Consider the following 18,953-nt stretch of genomic DNA (forward strand, 5'->3'; position numbering starts at 1 on the left):
GTCGTCTAACTTTAATAAGCTTACACCTACGCCGTCAATTTCACGATACCCATTTTCAAATCAACACAACCGCTACCTAAGTAGTCAATTGATCTTGCAAATTGGCAACCGTCTTCTCGCCAAATCCCGGCACCTGCGCCAAGTCCTTCACCGTCTGAAAAGACCCGTGGGCCGTCCGGTAGTCGACAATCTTCTGTGCCTTCTTCTCGCCGACCCCGGTTAACTGCTGAAGGTCGGCTACCGTTGCCGTGTTGAGGTTCACCACGGTCGCTGATTCGCCGCTCTTAGCTGCCGCCGACCCACTGTGTGCCCCCGTTTGCCCTGCAGCAGCCGATGCCGAACCACTGGTTGCCGTCGCTGGGTGCTCACCCTTCTGTGGAATTGTGAGCTGTTGTTGATCCGTCAGCCGACTCGCCAGATTGACTTGGCGTCGATCCGCCTTAGCCGTCAGCCCACCAGCGGCCTTAATCGCATCCGCTACCCGCATTTCGGCGGCAAACTGATACAGCCCCGGGTGAGCGACCGCCCCCTGAACATCCACAAAGACCCGGGTATCGTGATGACTGACCTGACTAGCCAGACTTGACCCCACGGTTGCCGTGTGGCTGGACTGACTCTGAGCGACCGGTTGCGTGGGCACCGTAGCGGGTAAGGCCGCCGGTGCCGGTCGGCTCACGACAAAACTACCCCACACAATCAATCCGGCCACCAAGAGTATGCCACCCCCCACCATCACCTGATAACGGCGGGATAAGCCGCGCCACCACATCATCACCTGTTGCATGTCATCTACCCCCTTTCACCTTAACTCCGCAATCAGAAGTAAAATATTTTCAAAAAACGCAAAAAAATTCCCCTTTTTTCAAAGAGGAATCCTGACTTAATGAGTTTTAAGGTAGTGAACCGCGTCGTTAAAGGACTTGACCGGAACAACCTTCATGTTCGGCGCATACTTCTTCGCCGTGGCCTTTGCCAACTGGTAATTGGTCTTGTGTTGTTCCTCGTACTTGAGTAACAACTTCGATGGTTTGACGTACGGTGCGAAGAAGACCGTGGCCCCTGCGCGTTTGGCCGCGATAATCTTCTTATCAATACCACCAATCTCGCCCACATCACCGTTCGCATCAATTGTCCCCGTTCCGGCCACTTTCTTGCCGTGACGGAGATTCTGCCCGGTCACCTGCGTATAGATCTGCAGGCTAAACATCAGCCCACCGGACGGACCTCCAATGTTACCGGCGTCCACCGTGACCTTAGGCCGGGCCTTCACCTTGACGTTATCGGTCAGCGTGATACCAATGCCCGCCTTCTTGGTCGGCAGGCGCATCAGCTTCTGAGTGGCCGTATGCGTCTTCCCGTTATGCCGGTAAGTGATGGTCGCTTTAGACCCCACCTTTTGGCGCTGAATGTACTGCTGATACCCAGTCATCGTATTAAAATGACGACCATTAACCCGGGTCACCGTGTCACCAACCTTCAACTGGTGGGCAAACGGCGACTTGGCATCCACACTCAACACGTAAATCCCCAGATACTGCCGCGTGACCGGTTTATGTGCGGCCTTATACGCGGTATAAATGGATTCATTGATGGCGCTTTGCATATAAAAATCCTGGACCTTGTCATAGGTGGCATTACTCTGCCCACCCGTGACGTCATCCACGCTTTCGATGCTGTAGTACGAGTTGAGTTTCGCATATAAATACGTCGCCGGTCGCGCTTGTGCCAACGCCACCGACGTAATCATGTATTTACCGCTGTTCTTATCCGGATGACCCGGCATCTTGACGAAGGTCTTAAGATTATCTGCCTCGCCAGGCCCCTCGATGTACTTGGGCAACGGCAGAAAGAAGAAAGCGAGCACGGCCAACGCCGCAATCGCCGTCCCGATGACCTGCCACCACTGTTTACGGGTTAATTTCCACATGCGCTAGTCACGCTCCAATCGCTCGCGGAGACCGCGCGCCACGGCAGGAGGAACCAACTGCGTCAGGTCACCACCGAACTGGGCCACTTCCTTGAGCAGACTGGAGGAAACAAACTGATACTTGGGCGCCGCCATCAGGAAGATTGTGTCAATCTGATCGTCTAGCGTCCGGTTCATGCCGGCAATCCCCTGTTCAAATTCAAAGTCCGTGCCGTTGCGGAGGCCGCGCACCAGAACCGTGGCGTGAACCGACCGCACGAAGTCCACCGTCAGACCGGTTTCGACCTGAACGGAGACGTTTGGCAGATCGCGGGTCTCCGCCTCAATAAAAGCAACCCGCTCACTGGCCGTGAAGACCCCCCGTTTCGACGTGTTCTGCCCCACGGCGACCACTAGTTGATCGAAGAGACGGCTGGCCCGTTGGATGAGATCCAAGTGGCCGTTGGTCAAGGGATCAAAGCTTCCAGGAAAGACTGCGATAGTCATGCTGGATCACTTCCCAACGCATAGATAGTCAGCTCCGTGATGCCGTAATCACGACGCTCCACGAGGTCAAAACCGGGCAATTCATCCGGTAATTGGGCGTTCTGATCCGTTTCACAGATTACCCGCGCCCCGGGTGCCAAGAGCTTCAGCTCACGTAATGTTGCCATCTGTTCGGCAATCTTCTGTAAGGCATAGGGCGGGTCAAAAAAGACCAGATTAAACTGATCACCACGACCGGCCAATTCCTTAATGGCGCGGTTGGCGTCGCGCTTTAGGATTTCAAACCGCTCGGGGGCCTTGGTCACGGCCACGTTATCCTTAATCGTCTTGATGGCCGCGTACTGCTTATCAATCAGCACGGCCTTAGCGACACCGCGTGACACGGCCTCGATGCTCAGCCCTCCCGACCCCGCAAAGAGGTCCAGACTCCGGCCGCCATCAAAGTACGGGCCAATAATGTTGAACAAGGCTTCTTTAACCTTATCCGTCGTCGGCCGCGTGGCCATCCCCGGCACCGCCTTTAACCGACGGCCACCAAAATCACCTGCTACAATTCTCATTCATCATCATCCTTTGCCGCCGCCATCTCTTCCGCGACGCCGTTAAAAGTTTCGTTGATTGCTGGCCGTTCTGATGCCACGACCCGTTTTACAAAGCGTAAATGATTCAACTGATCCGTCAACGTGGGGACTTCCTCCTTGTTGACGTACAACACCACGTAACGCATTTTTTTAGAGACGTACATCACGGTGCCGTAGCGCTTCAGTTGGCGCGTTTGTTTCAAGCTATACGTATACACGATCAGACTCTGTCGTGGTTGGATTTCAAATGCCATCGCTAGAACCTCCTCACTTAATGCGTTGCCCGGTAGCGTTTCTGCCGAGCACTAATATTCATCACGACCCCCATCACGAGGGCTAACGTCCAGGTACTGGACCCCCCGTAACTAATAAATGGGAACGTAACCCCGGTAATCGGCAGCAAGCCCAGGACACCCCCCAGGTTAAAGAGGGTCTGGACCGTCAAGTAGGTCGCCGCGCCGTAACAAATCAAGGCGTGGTAACCCGAATGACTCCGAATGCCGACCAAGACCGTGCGAACAATGATCAAGAACAGCAGACTAATCACCGCTAGTGCCGTGATCAGACCCAGTTCCTCGGCCAGAATCGCCATGATGAAGTCGGTGTTGGGCTCAGGCAAGTACCCAGTTTTCTGAATACTATTGCCCCAACCCACACCGAAGATGCCCCCGTTACTCAGGGCGTAATAGGAATTAACCAGCTGTTGACCGACCCCCTGCGAATGCTTGAAGGGGTCCACAAAGGCCACCACCCGCTGGAGTTGGTAAATATTCTTGGCAAAGCCCAACTCCGAAACCTTGATTGCCAGTGGAAAGATGAGGCCAATCACCACAAACAAAGCCAACAGGAAATAGGCAATCGCCCGCCGCCAGTTAAAGCCACTGGCCAGTAACATCACGAAGACAATGCTGGCATTAATGGCCGCCCCCCCTAAATCGGGTTGAATAAAGATTAGCCCAATCAGGACCGCACTAATCCCGACCGGCCGTAACATGACGGCCCACCATCCTTCAAGGGCAATGGCATCCTGTCGCCGGTCAATGATGTGCGCCAACCAGACGATCAGGTAAAATTTCACAAATTCCGCGGGTTGGATGCTAATTGGCCCCAATCGAATCCAGCCGGCCGCCCCATTAATGGTCTTCCCGATCACGATCAGGAACAGCAACGAACACACCGCCAGAATGCTGGCATACTTGAGGACGCGCTTGTCGCGGAGTTTATTCAGATTCATCATTACCATAAAGGTATAGATGACCAATCCCAAAATCACAAACATCAGTTGCTTGACTAAATAACTACCAGGACTTCCCCCATTTTGAGCACCTATGTCGGCGCTGGCGGAGTACACCATGACAACCCCGAATAGGCTCAAAATGATGTAGGGTACAAACAGCCAGTAGTCTAAATATTTTAACTTTCGCATACGGTTTACTCGCTCCAAGTCTACCGTCCGTAAACGGTAATCGAATGTTTATATTATAGCATAGCTTCCGCTTAAGCAAATGATAAACTGGGATTCTCGCTTCTACCGTTTCTCCGCCCGAACCATCACGCCAACAGCCACCTGGTGACACCAAAAACCGGCCATTCTCGCAGTTACCCACGAAAATGACCGGTTCAGATTTAAATTAAATTTTAGAAATTACTTCCGTGCAGCGGTCTTCCGCTTCTTGGCAGCCTTTTCCCGTTCGCTGGTGTTCAGAATTTGCTTCCGCAGACGAACGTGTTCTGGGGTGATTTCACAGTATTCATCTTCGTTGATGAATTCCAGTGATTCTTCCAGAGACATCTTCAATGGCGTCTTAACCTTGGCAATATCTTCAGAACCGGCGGCCCGGACGTTGGTTTGGTTCCGGCCACGCGTGATGTTAACGGAGATATCGTTATCTCGGCTGTTTTGGCCAATGATCATCCCTTCGTACACTTCAGTCCCAGCTTCAGTGAAGATGGTCCCACGGTCTTGAACGGCCATGATGGCGTACGTCGTTACCTTACCAGAGTTGATGGAAACCAGAGTCCCGTTGTGACGACCAGGGTTCCAGTTCTTGATAACTGGCAGGTACTTGGAGAAGGTATGGTTCATGATCCCGTAACCACGCGTTAAGGATAAGAATTCGGTTGAGTAACCGATTAATCCACGTGATGGGGCCAAGAAGGTCAAACGAGTTTGACCGTTACCAACGGCTTCCATGTTCTTCATTTCACCCTTACGTTGTGACAAGGTATCAATGATTGAACCGGTGTATTCGTCAGGCGTGTCGATTTGAACGGATTCAAATGGTTCGCAACGCACGTTATCAATTGTTCTGTAGATAACTTCTGGACGAGAAGCTTGTAATTCGTAGCCTTCACGACGCATCGTTTCGATCAAGATGGACAAGTGAAGTTCACCACGACCGGAAACAATCCAGGCACCAGGGTTATCGGTGTCGTCAACTCGTAAGGAAACGTCGGTATGGAGTTCACGCTTCAAGCGTTCTTCCAATTGACGAGACGTCACGAACTTCCCTTCGCGACCGGCAAATGGTGAGTCGTTGGTCCGGAAAGTCATTTGCAGCGTTGGTTCGTCAATCCGTAAGATTGGAAGTGGTTCCAACGTGTCAGGTGCAACCACCGTTTCACCAACGTTGATTTCATCCATCCCGGAAACGGCAATCAAGTCACCCGCTTGGGCTTCCTTGATTTCCAAACGCTTCAGACCGAAGTAACCAAATAACTTGGTCACCCGGAAGTTTTGCTTGGAGCCGTCCAACTTCATAACGGTAACGCTATCGCCGACTTTAACCTTCCCACGGAAGATCCGGCCAATCCCGATCCGACCCACGAAGTCGTTGTAGTCCAACATGGCAACTTGGAACTGTAAAGGTTCGTCCGTATTGTCGATTGGCGCTGGGATGTGCTTAACGATGGTGTCAAAGACTGGCTTCATCGTGTGTTCTTGCGTGTCCAATTCTGGATCGTAGCTAGACGTCCCGTTCATTGCTGAGGCGTAAACCACTGGGAAGTCCAATTGGTCTTCGTCAGCACCTAATTCGATGAAGAGGTCTAAGACTTCATCAACGACTTCGGAAGGACGAGCGCCTTCACGGTCAACCTTGTTGATAACCACGATTGGGGTTAAGTGTTGGTCCAAAGCCTTCTTCAAAACGAAGCGGGTTTGGGGCATCGTGCCTTCGTAAGCATCGACAACGAGCAAAACGCCGTCGACCATGCGCATGATCCGTTCAACTTCACCACCGAAATCAGCATGTCCTGGGGTATCCAAGATGTTGATTTGCTTGTCGCCGTAACGCACAGCAGTGTTCTTGGACAGGATCGTAATTCCCCGTTCCTTTTCGATGGCGTTAGTATCCATGGCGCGGTCGCCAATGGACGTGTGTTCGTCTAACGTATCGGATTGTTTAAGCATTTCGTTAACCAGGGTCGTTTTCCCGTGGTCAACGTGGGCAATGATGGCAATGTTACGGATATCATCTCTGAATTTCAAGTGTATTTCTTCCTTTCGTGCTTGTTGAATTAGATGGATCACGGCATGCTTACGTCGTCAGTAAGTACGCTTATTGTAGCGTGATTGATTAATAAAGTCCATCTGTACCGACCGGCCGCATAAAAAAACTGTGACCGTGTCACAGTGAGACGTCATCTTCTTCAATTTGGAGAATATCACGTTGCGCTTTTTCCGTCGCTACTAGTACAAGGTTAGATGATAGCATATTGAGCGGCTGGCCGTCAATGGTTGAGACCCGAACACCCAAAAAGTTTAGCATAACTTGACCGGCCGCAATGTCCCACGGCTTCAGATAGGAAATGTATCCGAGCGTCTTCCCCAGAAGAACGTTAATCATTTCAATGCCGGCACTCCCGTAAATTCGCATCCCTGCGCTATCGTGCACAATCTTCTGCATGTGCGCGACGTCATGGACCACGAGCGGAGCACTGGCGCCAATCAGGCCATCGGCTAAGGCAATGTTCGCCGGTGCACTGAGCTGTTGATCGTTGGCCCAGACCCCATCAACGGCGGGACCACCGGCGTACAAGACGTCATTCATCACGTCATAGATGAAGCCCAATTGCCCGACGCCATCTTGGTAGATCCCAATCATCATGGCGAAGTTGTCGTGTTGCTTCACAAAGTTCATGGTCCCATCGATCGGGTCCACAATCCAGACACGCCCGTCCAGACTGGTCAGCTGATCACCAAAGCCTTCTTCTCCTAAAACCTTGGCCGTGGGATCTAAATGCCGAATACCTTCAATCAAAAATTGTTCGTTACTCTTGTCAATGTTGGTCACTAAATCCTTCCGACTGGTCTTTTCACTGACCGTCATCGGACCGGCCATCTTCGCAATGACCTGCCGCCGCCCTTCTCGTAAGAGTGCCGAAACATCCCGTGCTACCTGTTGCCAATCTTCTGCCATAACGCTTAACGCGCCCCTTTCATCTTAATCCGGCCACCCTGTTCGCGGGCCTGCTTAACCGTCCGATAAATGCTGTAGCCGGAAGCCTGTTCAAATTCCCGTCCCAACTGCTTTTCTTCGAACTTTTGCGGAACAACCTGCTGAAAACCCCGGTAAGCTGCCAGCAAAACATCTGCGGGCACCCCCTGATTCAGCTCATAGGCATCCTCCACGCGCTGATACAGCGTGGTTACCGCGACAATGTCTGCGGTCGACCAGTCGGCCTGCAATGGATATTCATAGTTACTTGATGATTGTGTCACGCGTTATTTCCCCTCCGTTTGTTGTGCTTCTATCGTGGCAATCTGCTCACGAATCGCCGCAATCTGGGCGGCGTAGTCCTGTTGCTCGTCTTCAGATAAGACCAGATTGGTTAAATGCCGAATGCCCTTGGCTCCCACCAGTACCGGTGAGGCAGCCGCAAAGGCCGGCTCTTCCTCATGAATGTTGGTCACTGCCGCAATAACCGGCTGATCGGACAAGGTGGCCTGTAGCAAGCGAATAATCGCCAAGTCACGCAAGGTCCCCTGCTGTTCGGCGGCTTCACGCGTCAACCACGTGCTCATCTTGCCCAAGTCATCGGCATCAAAATCGGCATCCGCATTGGCTAAGTACATAAGTAAGGGGGCGGGACCCACGTAAGTTCGGCTCCAAGCCACAATCGGCGTCTGTGCCGTTCCGACCACCGTCGCCTGAATCACGGCAGCCCCGACCCCCAGTCGTTCGGCCAGTCGATAGGTCAACAGCCGCGTCAAGGGGTAGGTTCCTAGCCCCCAGATTTGACTGGCGGGCAATCCCGAGAATTTCCACGCAAAGTAGGTCAAAATCTCGTCCTGCTTCCCGGAAAAGATCAGCTGACCGTTGAAGCCATTCTCCACAATGCGCTTCATCAGTAGGCGCAACTCCGCCACCATGTTGGCGACCGGTGTCTCCACCGTTTCGCGGTCGAGAACCATCAGCCAGGTCGCCTGACCATAGTCAGCGGCGGTCCCAACTCGGATCGTCAGCCGCGGGCACAAGGCACTCGCGACGACCAAGGGTTGATAGCGTGGCGTATCGTCCGTGGTGTTGGGCATCACCACACAATCTAGCGGTAAATCCGTCACCAGTAGCTGGTGCAACAGCTGACTGGCCTGATCAAAATTTCCCTGAATCAATAACGTTGGTTTCATGGGTGACCCTCCTTGTACCAAAAACGATAGGTAGCTGACCGTGACCGCTGAATTCGGGTTGCAGGCGATCTGGCCGCTGGTTTAAGGCCGCAACCTCCCCATATTAGAGGCGGCTCCGGCTAACTGCCGTCAAAAATAACCACATAATCCCATTATAAGTGAACCCCGCCGGATAGCAAGCTAGAACTCCCGCTCCCACGAAAAAAGGCGCCTCCACAATGGGAGTCGCCTTTCTTCGTAACCATAGAGTTGTCACAAGTCGCTTTAGACGTGGGTTGGGAACCCTAAAGCAATGTCCGCAGTTTCTTGGATTGGTTCGTTTAACGTTGGATGTGGGTGAATCGTCAACGCCACATCCTCGACGTTCAAACCGCCATTCACGATTAAGGATAATTCACCCGTCATCGTGCTGACTTCGGGACCAACCGCTTGGGCACCGACAATGTTCTTGTTGTCATCATCGGTGTAGACGAAGCGAACGAAGCCTTCAGGTGCGTCCAGAGAAACGGCCCGAGCATTCCCAGCGAATGGGAACTTCGCGGTCTTCACCTTGATACCCTTGTCCTTGGCTTCGGCTTGGGTGTAGCCCACCGTCGCCAATTCAGGGTCGGCGAAACATACGGCCGGCACACTCAGCCAGTCGTTGGCCGTCTTCTTACCGGCAATAGCGCCAGCAGCCGTCTTGGCTTCGGCAAAGGCCTTGTGAGCCAATGCGGCGCCAGGAACAACGTCCCCAACGGCCCAGATGTGTTCTGAAGCCGTCCGACCTTGGTTGTCGACTTCGATCTGACCGTGATCGTTTAACTTAACCTTGGTGTATTCCAAGCCCAAGTCATCCGTGTTCGGCTTCCGGCCAACCGTCACCATGCAGTAGTCTGCCTTGATCGTGGTTTCCTTGCCATCAACAGAGTAGGTCACGTCGACACTGTTGTCGTCTTGCTTTGAGCTCTTGGCCATAGCGCTGGTAATCACATCAACGCCCTTCTTCTTCAAGTTCTTCAGGACAACGGAGACCATATCCTTTTCAAAGTTAGGCAGGATGGATGGTGTTCCTTCAATGATGGTGACGTGAGCACCCAGACTAGCGTATGCGCCCGCTAATTCGGTCCCGACGTAACCGCCACCGATGACGACGAATTCTTTGGGAATCTCTGGCAAGTTGAGCCCACCGGTCGAGTCAATGACCCGGCCTTCAAACTTGAATCCAGGGATTTCGATTGGGTGACTCCCCGTCGAAATAATAATATTATTGTATTCGAAGGTTTGGCCCGTATCCGTCGACATAAATTGCTTCTCACCAGTTGGCATCACCCGCAGTTGGGTATCGCTCAAGAAGACCGCTTCACCATTGACCACGTCAACGTGATGCTTCTTCATCAGCATCTTAACCCCACTGGTCATCCGGTCGACAACCTTCTTTTGCTTCCAGTCTTGGGTTTTCTTGAAGTCGATCTCAGCCGAACTCGTCGAAATCCCGTAAGTGGAACCATCCTTGGCTTGTTCTAACCGATGACCCGCTTGGATCAGCGCTTTGGAAGGCACACAACCAACGTTCAGGCAGACACCGCCCAGCGTATCGGATTTTTCAACCAAAGTTACCTTTTGGCCTAATTCAGAAGCCCGAATTGCGGCAACGTAGCCACCGGGGCCGGCACCAATGATGACGGTATCCTTTTTTTCAACATCTGCCATATTTCTGTCATCCTTCCATTAAGAGCATTTCTGGATCATGAAGCAATGCTTTCATTTCGTTTAAGATATTTTGAGCTAAGGCCCCGTCGATCAAACGGTGATCGTAACTCATGGAGAGCTTCAGCATCCGGCCAACCACGATGTCGCCATCTTCGTTGACGTAAGGTGCCTTTTCAATCCGGCCAACCCCCAGAATAGCGACTTCAGGTTGGTTAATAACTGGCGTGAACCAGCCGCCACCGATAGATCCAACGTTACTGATGGTAATGGAACCACCGGCCATGGATGCTGGTGACAACTTGTTATCGTAAGCAGCTTGGGTGTTTTCACTAATTTCCTTAGCGATTTCAAACATACCCTTGGAATCCGCGTTCTTGATGTTTGGCACATACAGACCGTGGTCCGTGTTGGTGGCAATCCCAATGTTGTAGTAGTGCTTCGTCACAATCTCTTGGGTGGTGTCGTCAATGGAGGCGTTCAGTTCTGGGAAGTCCTTCATGACGGCGACTAAAGCCTTAACGATGTATGGTAAGAAGGTCAAATGAATGCCCTTGTCGGCAGCGGCTTGCTTGTACTTCTTCCGGTTAGCCATCAAAGCTGAAACTTCAACTTCGTCAAATGAAGTAACATGTGGCGCAATGTCCTTGGAAGTCCGCATACTCTTGGCGATAATCTTCCGCATAGGCGACATTGGTTCCCGAGTTTCCAGTTCTGGCCGATCCGCGTTCCAAGGCTTGATTGCCTGACCCGTTGCCTTGGCAGCAGCTGGAGCGGCTGGCGCAGCCTTTTCAGCAGCTGGGGCAGCAGCACCGTTAAAGTTGTCGATATCAGCCTTCAAGACTTGACCGTGGTTCCCGGTTGGGGCAACCTGCGTGATGTCAACACCCTTATCGCGAGCATATTGCCGAACAGATGGCATCGCCATGACCAGCTTATTTGGATCAGCGGCAGCCGGTACCCCGGTTGGCGCAGCAGCTGGTGCAGGTGCTGCGGCGGCTGGTTCTTCAGCTGGTGCAGTCTCTTCAGCTGGAGCTTCGTCGCCACCCTTGCCTAAGTCAGGTGGTGTATCCGAACCATCGTCAATCACAATCAGTGGATCACCGATTTCAACGGTATCCCCCTCTTGTGCGACAATCTTTGAAATCGTACCATCAACGGGTGATGGTAATTCCGAAACAGACTTATCGTTTTGGATTTCGACTAACGTGTCGTCTTCCTTAACGGCGTCTCCTTCTTTAACAAGCCATGAAGAAATTTCACCTTCAGCCATTCCTTCACCAAGCTCAGGGAGTTTGAACGTATAAGCCATGGGAAAACTTCCTTTCTTTCATTTAATGCAGGATGTTCCCACATCGAGTTTTATCATTTTATTAATAGAGCGGTTACATTTTAATAGTTAACGATTTCACGGACCTTGGCTTCAACGTCATCGGCATTTGGAATCCAATCGTTTTCAGCTTGGGCAAATGGGTAAACGCTATCTGGCGCAGCTACCCGACCAATTGGCGCATCCAAGGACATGATCTTTTCTTCGGCAATGTCGGAGGCCACAACGGCACCAACACCGGCCATCCGTTGTGCTTCTTGAACGACAACAACCTTGTGCGTCTTGTCGATGGAAGCGAAGATGGTGTCCGTGTCAATTGGTGACAGTGAACGCAGGTCAATGACTTCGGCTGAGATGTTGTCCTTAGCCAAGGCATCGGCAGCGGTCAGAGATTCGTTAACTTCTGCACTGTAAGCCACGATGGTCACATCCGTACCTTCGCGAACCACTTTAGCGGAATCTAGCGGAACCGTGTACTTTTCATCTGGCACTTCATCCTTCATTGACCGGTAAAGCTTCAAGTTTTCCATGAACAGAACGGGATCGTCACTCTCCACAGCGGAGATGATTAAGCCCTTCGCATCGTATGGATTGGCTGGGGTTACAACCCGCAGACCAGGGGTACTGGTGAAGTAGTTTTCCAAGTTATCGGCGTGCATTTCGGCGGTATGCGTCCCCCCACCAAATGGTGTCCGAACAGTAACTGGGAAGTTCTTCTGGCCACCGAACCGGTAGTGGTCACGCGCTAATTGGCCAACAATCCCATCCATGGCTTCGAACGTGAATCCCATGAATTGGATTTCTGGAATTGGCCGCCAACCGGTCAGTGACAACCCGATGGCTAACCCTAAAATCCCGGATTCGGCCAATGGGGTATCGAAGACCCGGTCTTCACCATATTTGTCTTGCAGACCAACCGTGGTCCGGAAGACACCACCGTTTTTACCAACATCTTCACCGAAGATCAAAGTCTTGGGATCGTCGTTTAAGACTTGATCCAGACCAGAAGTGATCGCTTTAATATACGTCATTTTAGCCATGATTACTTCGACTCCTTTGCTTCGAATTCTGCAATTTGCTTCTTAACCGCTGGAGTAGGAACATTGTAAGTCCACTTCAGGAAGTCGGAAACCTTTTGTGCTGGGGCAGCTTCTGCTTCCTTCATTGCTTCCTTAAATTGGTCTTTGTATTCGTCGACTAACTTGTCTTCTTGATCTTGTGACCAAACGCCCTTGTCCGTTAAGACTTTCCGCATCCGAATCAGTGGATCGGCATCGAACCAAGGCTTTTCTTCTTCCTTCGTCCGGTAACGAGAAGGATCATCACCCGCTGAAGAGTGGGCACCATAACGGTAAGTTAAGGTTTCAATCACAACTGGACCGTTACCAGCAGCGGCAAATTCACGGGCAGCTTTAGAAACTTCGTGAACGGCCACAATATCCATCCCGTCAACTTGAACGGAAGGAACACCCATGGCAACCGCCTTTTGGGCTAAGGTTTCAGCACCCGTTTGCTTATAACGTGGTACGGAAATGGCCCAACCATTGTTTTGAACGAAGAATACGGCTGGTGCTTGGAAGGCACTGGTGAAGTTAACCCCTTCATACCAGTCCCCTTGTGACGTCCCACCATCACCGGTGTAGACAAAAGCAACGCGATCTTCGTCGCCGTTCTTCTTGATCCCCAGGGCTACGCCGGCAGTTTCAACGTATTGGGCACCGATAATAATTTGTGGGAAAAGCATGTTTGGATTTTCATGTTGGTTTCCTTCAACATGGCCCTTAGACCATAAGAAACCCTTTGCAACAGTTGTACCGTGCTGAATCATTTGTGGTAAATCACGGTAAGCAGGTAACAGGAAGTCATTTTCCTTAAATGCAGTCACACTTCCCATTTCACTGGCTTCCTCACCGGCAGTTGGAGCATAGAAACCGAGGCGACCCTGACGGGAGAAGTTCATTGTTTGTTCGTGTAACGTACGCTCCCAAACCATTTTCTTCATGAAGTCAACAAGTTGGTCATCTGAATATTTTGCCAACGTGTCTGGATCAACAACCTTCCCTTCCCGGTCAATGACTTGCACCGGGTGCTTATATGGGTCGGCCATCGTAGCTTTGATTTTGGCAAAGTCTACAATCTGTTTGCTTCCATTAGCCATAAGTAACACTTTCCTTTCACTTGATATGAAATTGTTAACAAGAGTGAGTTAACGTTGCGTTTCCTGACTACACCCCTAAAGTACCATTTTTTCACAACCGTTGCAAGCCCTTTCATTAACGTAAATAAAGGTTTAGTGTGAAATATTCCGCGACGCTTGTGATTATCAGCTTTCGTTATTTTAAATGTACGGAAAGCGTTTTCTTTCATTTCATTTTGAGCGCTTGTTATGTTAAAATAGTTGGTAGTTATGAATAATTTGCGGAGGTAATGCTCTTGTTTCTCATGAAAGATATTGTCAGAGATGGCGATCCCGTACTGCGTAAGGAAGCGGCAGAAGTCACTTTCCCCTTATCTGCAGAGGATCAACAGCTCGCTAAAGACTTAATGGAATACTTAGTGGTCTCTCAAGACCCCGAGCAATGTAAGAAGTATGGTCTGCGGGCCGGCGTTGGTCTGGCCGCACCCCAAGTCGGTGTGTCCAAGAAGATGGCGTCCGTGCTGGTGCCACCGGCAGAAGAAAACGGCAAGTCGCCCTTCACCGATGTCATCATTAACCCGGTCATCGTCTCTGAATCCGTTCAGCTAGGCGCTTTAACCGAGGGTGAAGGTTGCCTGTCCGTGGACAAGGATGTGCCCGGCTTCGTGCCCCGTCATGACCGCATCACGTTGCGTTACTACGACGTCAACGGTGAAAAACACCAGATTCGGCTCAAGAACTACCCCGCAATCGTGTGCCAACACGAGATTGACCACTTACACGGGACGTTATTCTACGATCACATTGATAAGGATCAGCCGTTCAGTCGCGCTGAAGACACCATTATGATTGAGTAATTGTTTGCAAAAAGAGTGCGTCGCTTTCACAAATTTCTGCGAAAGCGGCGCACCTTTTTTCAGTTAGGTTAGTTACTTAACCACGGGATCGTCCAATTTTTTTAAGTCCTTAAGATATTCCACGGTTGATTCATTCATCAGATAGGCCACGTCCAGGTGAAGCTCACCCGTGTAGACCCAGATGTCACTGACCACGAAGGCCGAGCCACTAACAACCGACTTAATATCGTGGTCGGCACTGAAACTGGCTAACGCCTGATTGAAAGCTGCTTCCAATTCCGGTAAGCGCCGTTCCGTGTCCAAACCGGCCGGAAAACTATACTCAAACGACATGACCCCCCGGCCCCACACATCGGCGACGGTCTCCGCCGCTTCGATCTGACACTCGGGCTCGGTCAGCACGTCTTCATTCACCAGCCGTTGGAGGGCCGCCTTGACTGCCACATCCGTCTCGTCTTGGGCAGAACGCCGAACAATTCGGGTCGCCCGCTGGACGATGGTGCGGTGAATCATTTCATATATCACGATGGCAATGATAATCCCAATGATGATCTCTACTATTAGTGCCATGGCGTCTCCTCCGTTCACTTTGCGTTAGGTTAATCATAGCATGTTTTACCGTCCAGTGGTAATTCTATACAATCGCCTGAAACTATGCTAAAATTGTGCTAATTGTTGTGTAAGCAACCCGCAGTTCGGATGGACCAATGACGCGCCGTAATGCTGACGCGTTAAATTATTTTGTTAAAGGAGTTTTGTCAGTGATTTATAAAGTTTATTACCAAAACGATAAAAAGCGGAATCCTAAGCGCGAGGATACCCATTCTCTATACTTGGAAGCGAACACCGAAGTTGAAGCTCGGGCCCAAGTAGAGGAACACACGGAACACAATATCGAATTCATCGAAGCGATTGAAGGCAACACGCTCGCTTACGAACAACAGAATCCGAATTACAAGTTAACGGAGTTTAATGAATGAACAAGTTAAACGTCAAAAATAACGAGACCGCTATCTTTGGCGTGGGTGGACTTGGTGAAATCGGGAAGAATACGTACGGCATTCAATTTCAGGACGAAATTATCCTGATCGATGCCGGGATTAAGTTTCCCGAAGACGAACTATTAGGGATCGACTATGTCATCCCCGATTATCAATATCTCGTTGAGAACCAAGCCAAGATCAAAGCGCTAGTGATTACCCACGGCCACGAAGATCATATTGGCGGTATTCCGTATTTGCTCAAGGCCCTGAACGTCCCAGTGTATGCGGGTCCTTTGGCCTTAGCCTTGATTAAGAACAAGCTTGAAGAACACGGATTACTTAAATCGACTGAACTACACGCAATTGACGATGATACTGTGCTTAAATTCCGTAAGATGAGTGTCACCTTCTTCCGGACGACCCACTCAATTCCCGATACGCTGGGAGTTGCGGTTCATACACCAGTCGGCACGGTTGTGGAAACTGGGGACTATAAGTTCGACTTAACACCGGTTACCAACCAGCCGCCTGATCTGCAAAAGATGGCCAAGCTGGGCGAAGAAGGCGTGCTCTGCCTGATGTCAGACAGTACCAATGCCGAACGCCCAATTTGGACGAAGTCTGAAAAATGGGTGGGTAAATCCATTCGTAAGATTTTCGACCAAGTTGAAGGCCGGGTCATCTTTGCCACGTTCGCTTCCAACATCTCGCGTATCGAGACGGCTTGTGAAGTTGCGTTGGCTCACGGACGGAAGATCGCTGTCTTTGGTCGCTCAATGGAAGCGGCCATCGTCAACGGTCGTGAACTGGGGTACTTGAACATCCCTGACGATGCGTTAGTGGATGCCAACACCATCCGTTCCCTGCCCGCTGAAAAAGTTATGATTCTATGTACCGGTTCGCAAGGTGAACCCATGGCCGCTCTTTCTCGGATTGCCAACGGAACTCACCGTCAGATTGCGATTCAACCCGGTGACACCGTCGTCTTCTCCAGTAACCCAATCCCCGGGAACACGATTTCCGTAAACCGCGTGATTAACGAACTGGAAGAAGCCGGTGCCAACGTCATTCACGGTAAGGTCAATAACATCCATACCTCTGGTCACGGTGGCCAAGAAGAACAGAAGCTGATGCTCCGGCTGATGCAACCGAAATTCTTCATGCCGATTCATGGGGAATACCGGATGTTAAAGATTCATACCGAGTTGGCTGAACAGTGTGGCGTGCCGTTAGACCATAGTTTCATCCTGCAAAATGGGGATGTCTTGGCCTTAACGCAAGATTCCGCCCGAGTGGCTGGTCACTTTACCGCTGGTGATGTTTACATCGACGGTTCCGGGATTGGGGACATCGGTAACGTGGTCTTACGCGATCGGCAACTCTTGTCCGAAGAAGGCTTGGTCGTGGTCGTCGCCACGATCGATCTGAAGAATCAAGAGATTAAGGCTGGTCCCGACTTGCTCTCCCGTGGGTTCGTCTACATGCGCGAATCCGGCGAACTCTTAAATGAGGGTCGCCGCCGCGTCTTCCAGACGATCCGCCGGGCGATGCGTAATCCGAAGGCCACCGAAGCCTCGATTCGTAACGCCGTTATTGATGACCTCCAGAACTTCCTCTTTGCGAAGACGGAACGTCACCCTATGATTTTACCCATGTTTATTATGACGAAGTAGTCATGACCGAAGGGATGCTGTAGTGGCATCCCTTTTCTTTTGCCCTTTTTCCCGATGAATCTTACGACTCCGGAAAGTTCCGTTAGAATCACTAGGCAGTTTCCTTGATTTCGTTTATAATAGTGAGGATTAATAATTGAGAGGAGAAGTATGGTGAGTGTCCAGTTCTATATCATCTTAAACGAGCACGCGGGGAGTGGTCGTGCCAAGGTCTTGTGGCCCGAAATCAAGCAACAGCTCGATGCCGCCCAAGTCTCCTATGAGCTCGCCATTTCAGAATACGCCAACCATGCGATTCTTTTAAGCGAGCAATTTGCAAAACAATTACCAGATACCGCCCATCAAAACTGGGTCGTTCTCGCGGTCGGTGGCGACGGGACCCTACACGAAGCCCTCAACGGCCTCACCAAACAACCACGGACCTACCCGATTCCGGTCGCCTACCTACCGATTGGTTCCGGCAATGATTTTGCCCGCGGTGCCGGCATGGCCCTCAAGTGGCAGGATGCCCTGAAACAAATTATTCAGTGTACTCACGCGACGACCTACGATATCGGGAGCTATGACGAAACAATTAAACAGGAACGCGGGGTGTTCACCAACAACCTGGGGATCGGTTTTGACGCGGCAATCATTTCGCAAGCCAACCAGTCCAAGGCCAAGGTGTGGCTGAACAAGCACCACATGGGCAAACTGTCCTATCTGGCCTCGGCACTCGATGTGTACTACAATCAGACGGGATTTACCCTGACTGTCCACGTGGGCAATCAACGGGACATCTATCCCAACGCCTTTCTGGTAACCACGACGAATCATCCGTACTTCGGCGGCGGTGTGGGCATTGTTCCCAACGCCACCATCACCGATCACCAGCTCCATTTGGTTGTAATCGAGAAGCCAAATTTCTTCAAGCTGATGTGGTTGGCCCTACGGCTCATATTTAAGCGTCATTTGACGTCTAAGGCCGTTCATTACTATCAGGCATCAAGTGTCCACCTTACCGTTCCGGCCATCGAATACGGCCAATTAGACGGTGAAGAGATGGGCGGACGGTTCTTCGACGTTTACGTCGGACTCAAGCAGTACCCGTTTTGGTTTGACGTGACGATTTAACTTTTCTGAAAAGCCCAACTTAAAAGGGCCGTGCGCCGACAAGTTTTCTTGTCGGCGCACGGCCCTTTTTGAACAAAAATACGAAAGTTTGCGAACACGCCCCAGTCCTCAGCTGACAGGATTTACCGCCCGCCATTAAATGCGTTATCAACACCACCTACGGCTGTCAGAGATTCCGGTTACGATGGATGAAAGCCACTGAGTACGCGGCGACATCGCTGGTGTGGCAACGTTCAGCCAGTTTAATTGGACATCCCTCAGGTAGCCGTGAGTGAGCTAAATTTGGTCTCAGCCGTGGGATTTTCCAAGTGTTTTACTTGGAAAACGGCGTCTTTGAGACGCGGGCCGACGGCTCAAAGCGAGGGACAAGACCGCCTTTTGGCTTTTCCCGTCCTACCCACCGCGATCCAGACCAACTTTGGCGAACGGTAAGGCGGCCAGTACGTGACTGGCGTATTAGAACAGTAAGAAAATTCTCGGTGACCCTTGGCCAAACCAATCAAATCAAAAAAGTCCCACCGCCATAACGACGACAGGACTTGCCG

The 18,953-nt window shown here is 51.2% G+C and carries 19 protein-coding genes; 4 read left to right on the plus strand and 15 right to left on the minus strand.

Features of this window, described 5'->3' with window-relative positions:
* Positions 1-76 precede the first annotated feature (76 nt).
* The 14 genes from KB236_04655 to pdhA form a co-directional block, all read right to left on the minus strand.
* Positions 77-784 carry a helix-hairpin-helix domain-containing protein gene (locus tag KB236_04655; GenBank protein UIF30021.1) on the minus strand — a complete coding sequence of 236 codons (708 nt, stop codon included), beginning with the start codon at positions 782-784 and terminating at the stop codon, positions 77-79.
* A 96-nt stretch (positions 785-880) separates the two neighbouring features.
* Complete coding sequence (locus tag KB236_04660; protein UIF30022.1) at positions 881-1,927, minus strand: PDZ domain-containing protein; 1,047 nt, start codon at positions 1,925-1,927, stop codon at positions 881-883.
* A 3-nt stretch (positions 1,928-1,930) separates the two neighbouring features.
* Entirely contained in the window at positions 1,931-2,413 is a 483-nt protein-coding gene (gene coaD / locus KB236_04665; GenBank protein UIF30023.1) for a pantetheine-phosphate adenylyltransferase, read from the minus strand.
* Positions 2,410-2,973 (minus strand): 16S rRNA (guanine(966)-N(2))-methyltransferase RsmD, encoded by a 564-nt coding sequence (gene rsmD / locus KB236_04670; GenBank protein ID UIF30024.1) that lies wholly within the window; start codon positions 2,971-2,973, stop codon positions 2,410-2,412. The genes coaD and rsmD overlap by 4 nt, the downstream gene beginning before the upstream one ends.
* On the minus strand, positions 2,970-3,248 hold the full coding sequence (locus tag KB236_04675; protein ID UIF30025.1) for a YlbG family protein: 279 nt from the start codon (positions 3,246-3,248) through the stop codon (positions 2,970-2,972). Before KB236_04675 ends, rsmD begins: the two co-directional genes overlap by 4 nt.
* A 17-nt stretch (positions 3,249-3,265) precedes the next feature.
* Positions 3,266-4,420, minus strand: coding sequence for an FtsW/RodA/SpoVE family cell cycle protein (locus tag KB236_04680; protein ID UIF30026.1), 1,155 nt, complete (start codon positions 4,418-4,420; stop codon positions 3,266-3,268).
* A 219-nt stretch (positions 4,421-4,639) separates the two neighbouring features.
* A complete protein-coding gene (gene typA / locus KB236_04685) occupies positions 4,640-6,484 on the minus strand; it encodes a translational GTPase TypA (protein UIF30027.1) in 1,845 nt (614 codons plus the stop codon).
* A gap of 139 nt (positions 6,485-6,623) precedes the next feature.
* Positions 6,624-7,415, minus strand: coding sequence for an inositol monophosphatase family protein (locus tag KB236_04690; protein ID UIF30028.1), 792 nt, complete (start codon positions 7,413-7,415; stop codon positions 6,624-6,626).
* 5 nt (positions 7,416-7,420) lie between these two features.
* Positions 7,421-7,717, minus strand: coding sequence for a UPF0223 family protein (locus tag KB236_04695; protein ID UIF30029.1), 297 nt, complete (start codon positions 7,715-7,717; stop codon positions 7,421-7,423).
* Positions 7,718-7,720: 3 nt separating this feature from the next.
* Positions 7,721-8,626: a lactate dehydrogenase gene (locus KB236_04700; GenBank protein UIF30030.1), complete on the minus strand. Its 906-nt coding sequence runs from the start codon at positions 8,624-8,626 to the stop codon at positions 7,721-7,723.
* A 264-nt stretch (positions 8,627-8,890) separates the two neighbouring features.
* A complete protein-coding gene (gene lpdA, locus KB236_04705; protein UIF30031.1) occupies positions 8,891-10,318 on the minus strand; it encodes a dihydrolipoyl dehydrogenase in 1,428 nt (475 codons plus the stop codon).
* Positions 10,319-10,325: 7 nt separating this feature from the next.
* Positions 10,326-11,627, minus strand: coding sequence for a 2-oxo acid dehydrogenase subunit E2 (locus tag KB236_04710; protein UIF30032.1), 1,302 nt, complete (start codon positions 11,625-11,627; stop codon positions 10,326-10,328).
* Between the two features lie 80 nt (positions 11,628-11,707).
* Positions 11,708-12,685, minus strand: a complete 978-nt coding sequence (locus KB236_04715) for an alpha-ketoacid dehydrogenase subunit beta (protein UIF30033.1) — start codon at positions 12,683-12,685, stop codon at positions 11,708-11,710.
* Positions 12,686-12,687: 2 nt separating this feature from the next.
* Entirely contained in the window at positions 12,688-13,803 is a 1,116-nt protein-coding gene (gene pdhA, locus KB236_04720) for a pyruvate dehydrogenase (acetyl-transferring) E1 component subunit alpha (protein ID UIF30034.1), read from the minus strand.
* Positions 13,804-14,078: 275 nt separating this feature from the next.
* Here pdhA and def point away from each other — a divergent pair, with 275 nt between their 5' ends.
* Positions 14,079-14,639 (plus strand): peptide deformylase, encoded by a 561-nt coding sequence (gene def, locus KB236_04725; protein UIF30035.1) that lies wholly within the window; start codon positions 14,079-14,081, stop codon positions 14,637-14,639.
* Positions 14,640-14,711: 72 nt separating this feature from the next.
* Here def and KB236_04730 read toward each other — a convergent pair whose 3' ends face one another.
* Positions 14,712-15,209, minus strand: coding sequence for a hypothetical protein (locus tag KB236_04730; GenBank protein UIF30036.1), 498 nt, complete (start codon positions 15,207-15,209; stop codon positions 14,712-14,714).
* A gap of 191 nt (positions 15,210-15,400) precedes the next feature.
* Between KB236_04730 and KB236_04735 the strand changes: the two genes are divergently transcribed.
* The 3 genes from KB236_04735 (at position 15,401) to KB236_04745 (ending at position 18,408) form a co-directional block, all read left to right on the plus strand.
* Positions 15,401-15,619, plus strand: a complete 219-nt coding sequence (locus KB236_04735) for a DNA-dependent RNA polymerase auxiliary subunit epsilon family protein (GenBank protein ID UIF30037.1) — start codon at positions 15,401-15,403, stop codon at positions 15,617-15,619.
* Positions 15,616-17,295, plus strand: coding sequence for a ribonuclease J (locus KB236_04740; GenBank protein UIF30038.1), 1,680 nt, complete (start codon positions 15,616-15,618; stop codon positions 17,293-17,295). The genes KB236_04735 and KB236_04740 overlap by 4 nt, the downstream gene beginning before the upstream one ends.
* Positions 17,296-17,445: 150 nt before the next feature.
* Positions 17,446-18,408, plus strand: coding sequence for a YegS/Rv2252/BmrU family lipid kinase (locus tag KB236_04745; GenBank protein UIF30039.1), 963 nt, complete (start codon positions 17,446-17,448; stop codon positions 18,406-18,408).
* Positions 18,409-18,953 lie beyond the last annotated feature (545 nt).

It is taken from the genome of Levilactobacillus brevis (assembly GCA_021383565.1).
Taxonomy (GTDB): Bacteria; Bacillota; Bacilli; order Lactobacillales; family Lactobacillaceae; genus Levilactobacillus; species Levilactobacillus brevis_B.

Bases quoted from the DNA above. Each gene is read 5' to 3' on its own strand.
- KB236_04680 (UIF30026.1), bottom strand. From the start codon at position 4,420: ATGCGAAAGTTAAAATATTTAGACTACTGGCTGTTTGTACCCTACATC.
- KB236_04710 (UIF30032.1), bottom strand. From the start codon at position 11,627: ATGGCTTATACGTTCAAACTCCCTGAGCTTGGTGAAGGAATGGCTGAA.
- KB236_04740 (UIF30038.1), top strand. From the start codon at position 15,616: ATGAACAAGTTAAACGTCAAAAATAACGAGACCGCTATCTTTGGCGTG.
- KB236_04730 (UIF30036.1), bottom strand. From the start codon at position 15,209: ATGGCACTAATAGTAGAGATCATCATTGGGATTATCATTGCCATCGTG.
- KB236_04690 (UIF30028.1), bottom strand. From the start codon at position 7,415: ATGGCAGAAGATTGGCAACAGGTAGCACGGGATGTTTCGGCACTCTTA.
- KB236_04675 (UIF30025.1), bottom strand. From the start codon at position 3,248: ATGGCATTTGAAATCCAACCACGACAGAGTCTGATCGTGTATACGTAT.
- KB236_04660 (UIF30022.1), bottom strand. From the start codon at position 1,927: ATGTGGAAATTAACCCGTAAACAGTGGTGGCAGGTCATCGGGACGGCG.
- KB236_04745 (UIF30039.1), top strand. From the start codon at position 17,446: ATGGTGAGTGTCCAGTTCTATATCATCTTAAACGAGCACGCGGGGAGT.
- coaD (UIF30023.1), bottom strand. From the start codon at position 2,413: ATGACTATCGCAGTCTTTCCTGGAAGCTTTGATCCCTTGACCAACGGC.
- pdhA (UIF30034.1), bottom strand. From the start codon at position 13,803: ATGGCTAATGGAAGCAAACAGATTGTAGACTTTGCCAAAATCAAAGCT.
- KB236_04700 (UIF30030.1), bottom strand. From the start codon at position 8,626: ATGAAACCAACGTTATTGATTCAGGGAAATTTTGATCAGGCCAGTCAG.
- KB236_04715 (UIF30033.1), bottom strand. From the start codon at position 12,685: ATGGCTAAAATGACGTATATTAAAGCGATCACTTCTGGTCTGGATCAA.
- rsmD (UIF30024.1), bottom strand. From the start codon at position 2,973: ATGAGAATTGTAGCAGGTGATTTTGGTGGCCGTCGGTTAAAGGCGGTG.
- lpdA (UIF30031.1), bottom strand. From the start codon at position 10,318: ATGGCAGATGTTGAAAAAAAGGATACCGTCATCATTGGTGCCGGCCCC.
- KB236_04655 (UIF30021.1), bottom strand. From the start codon at position 784: ATGCAACAGGTGATGATGTGGTGGCGCGGCTTATCCCGCCGTTATCAG.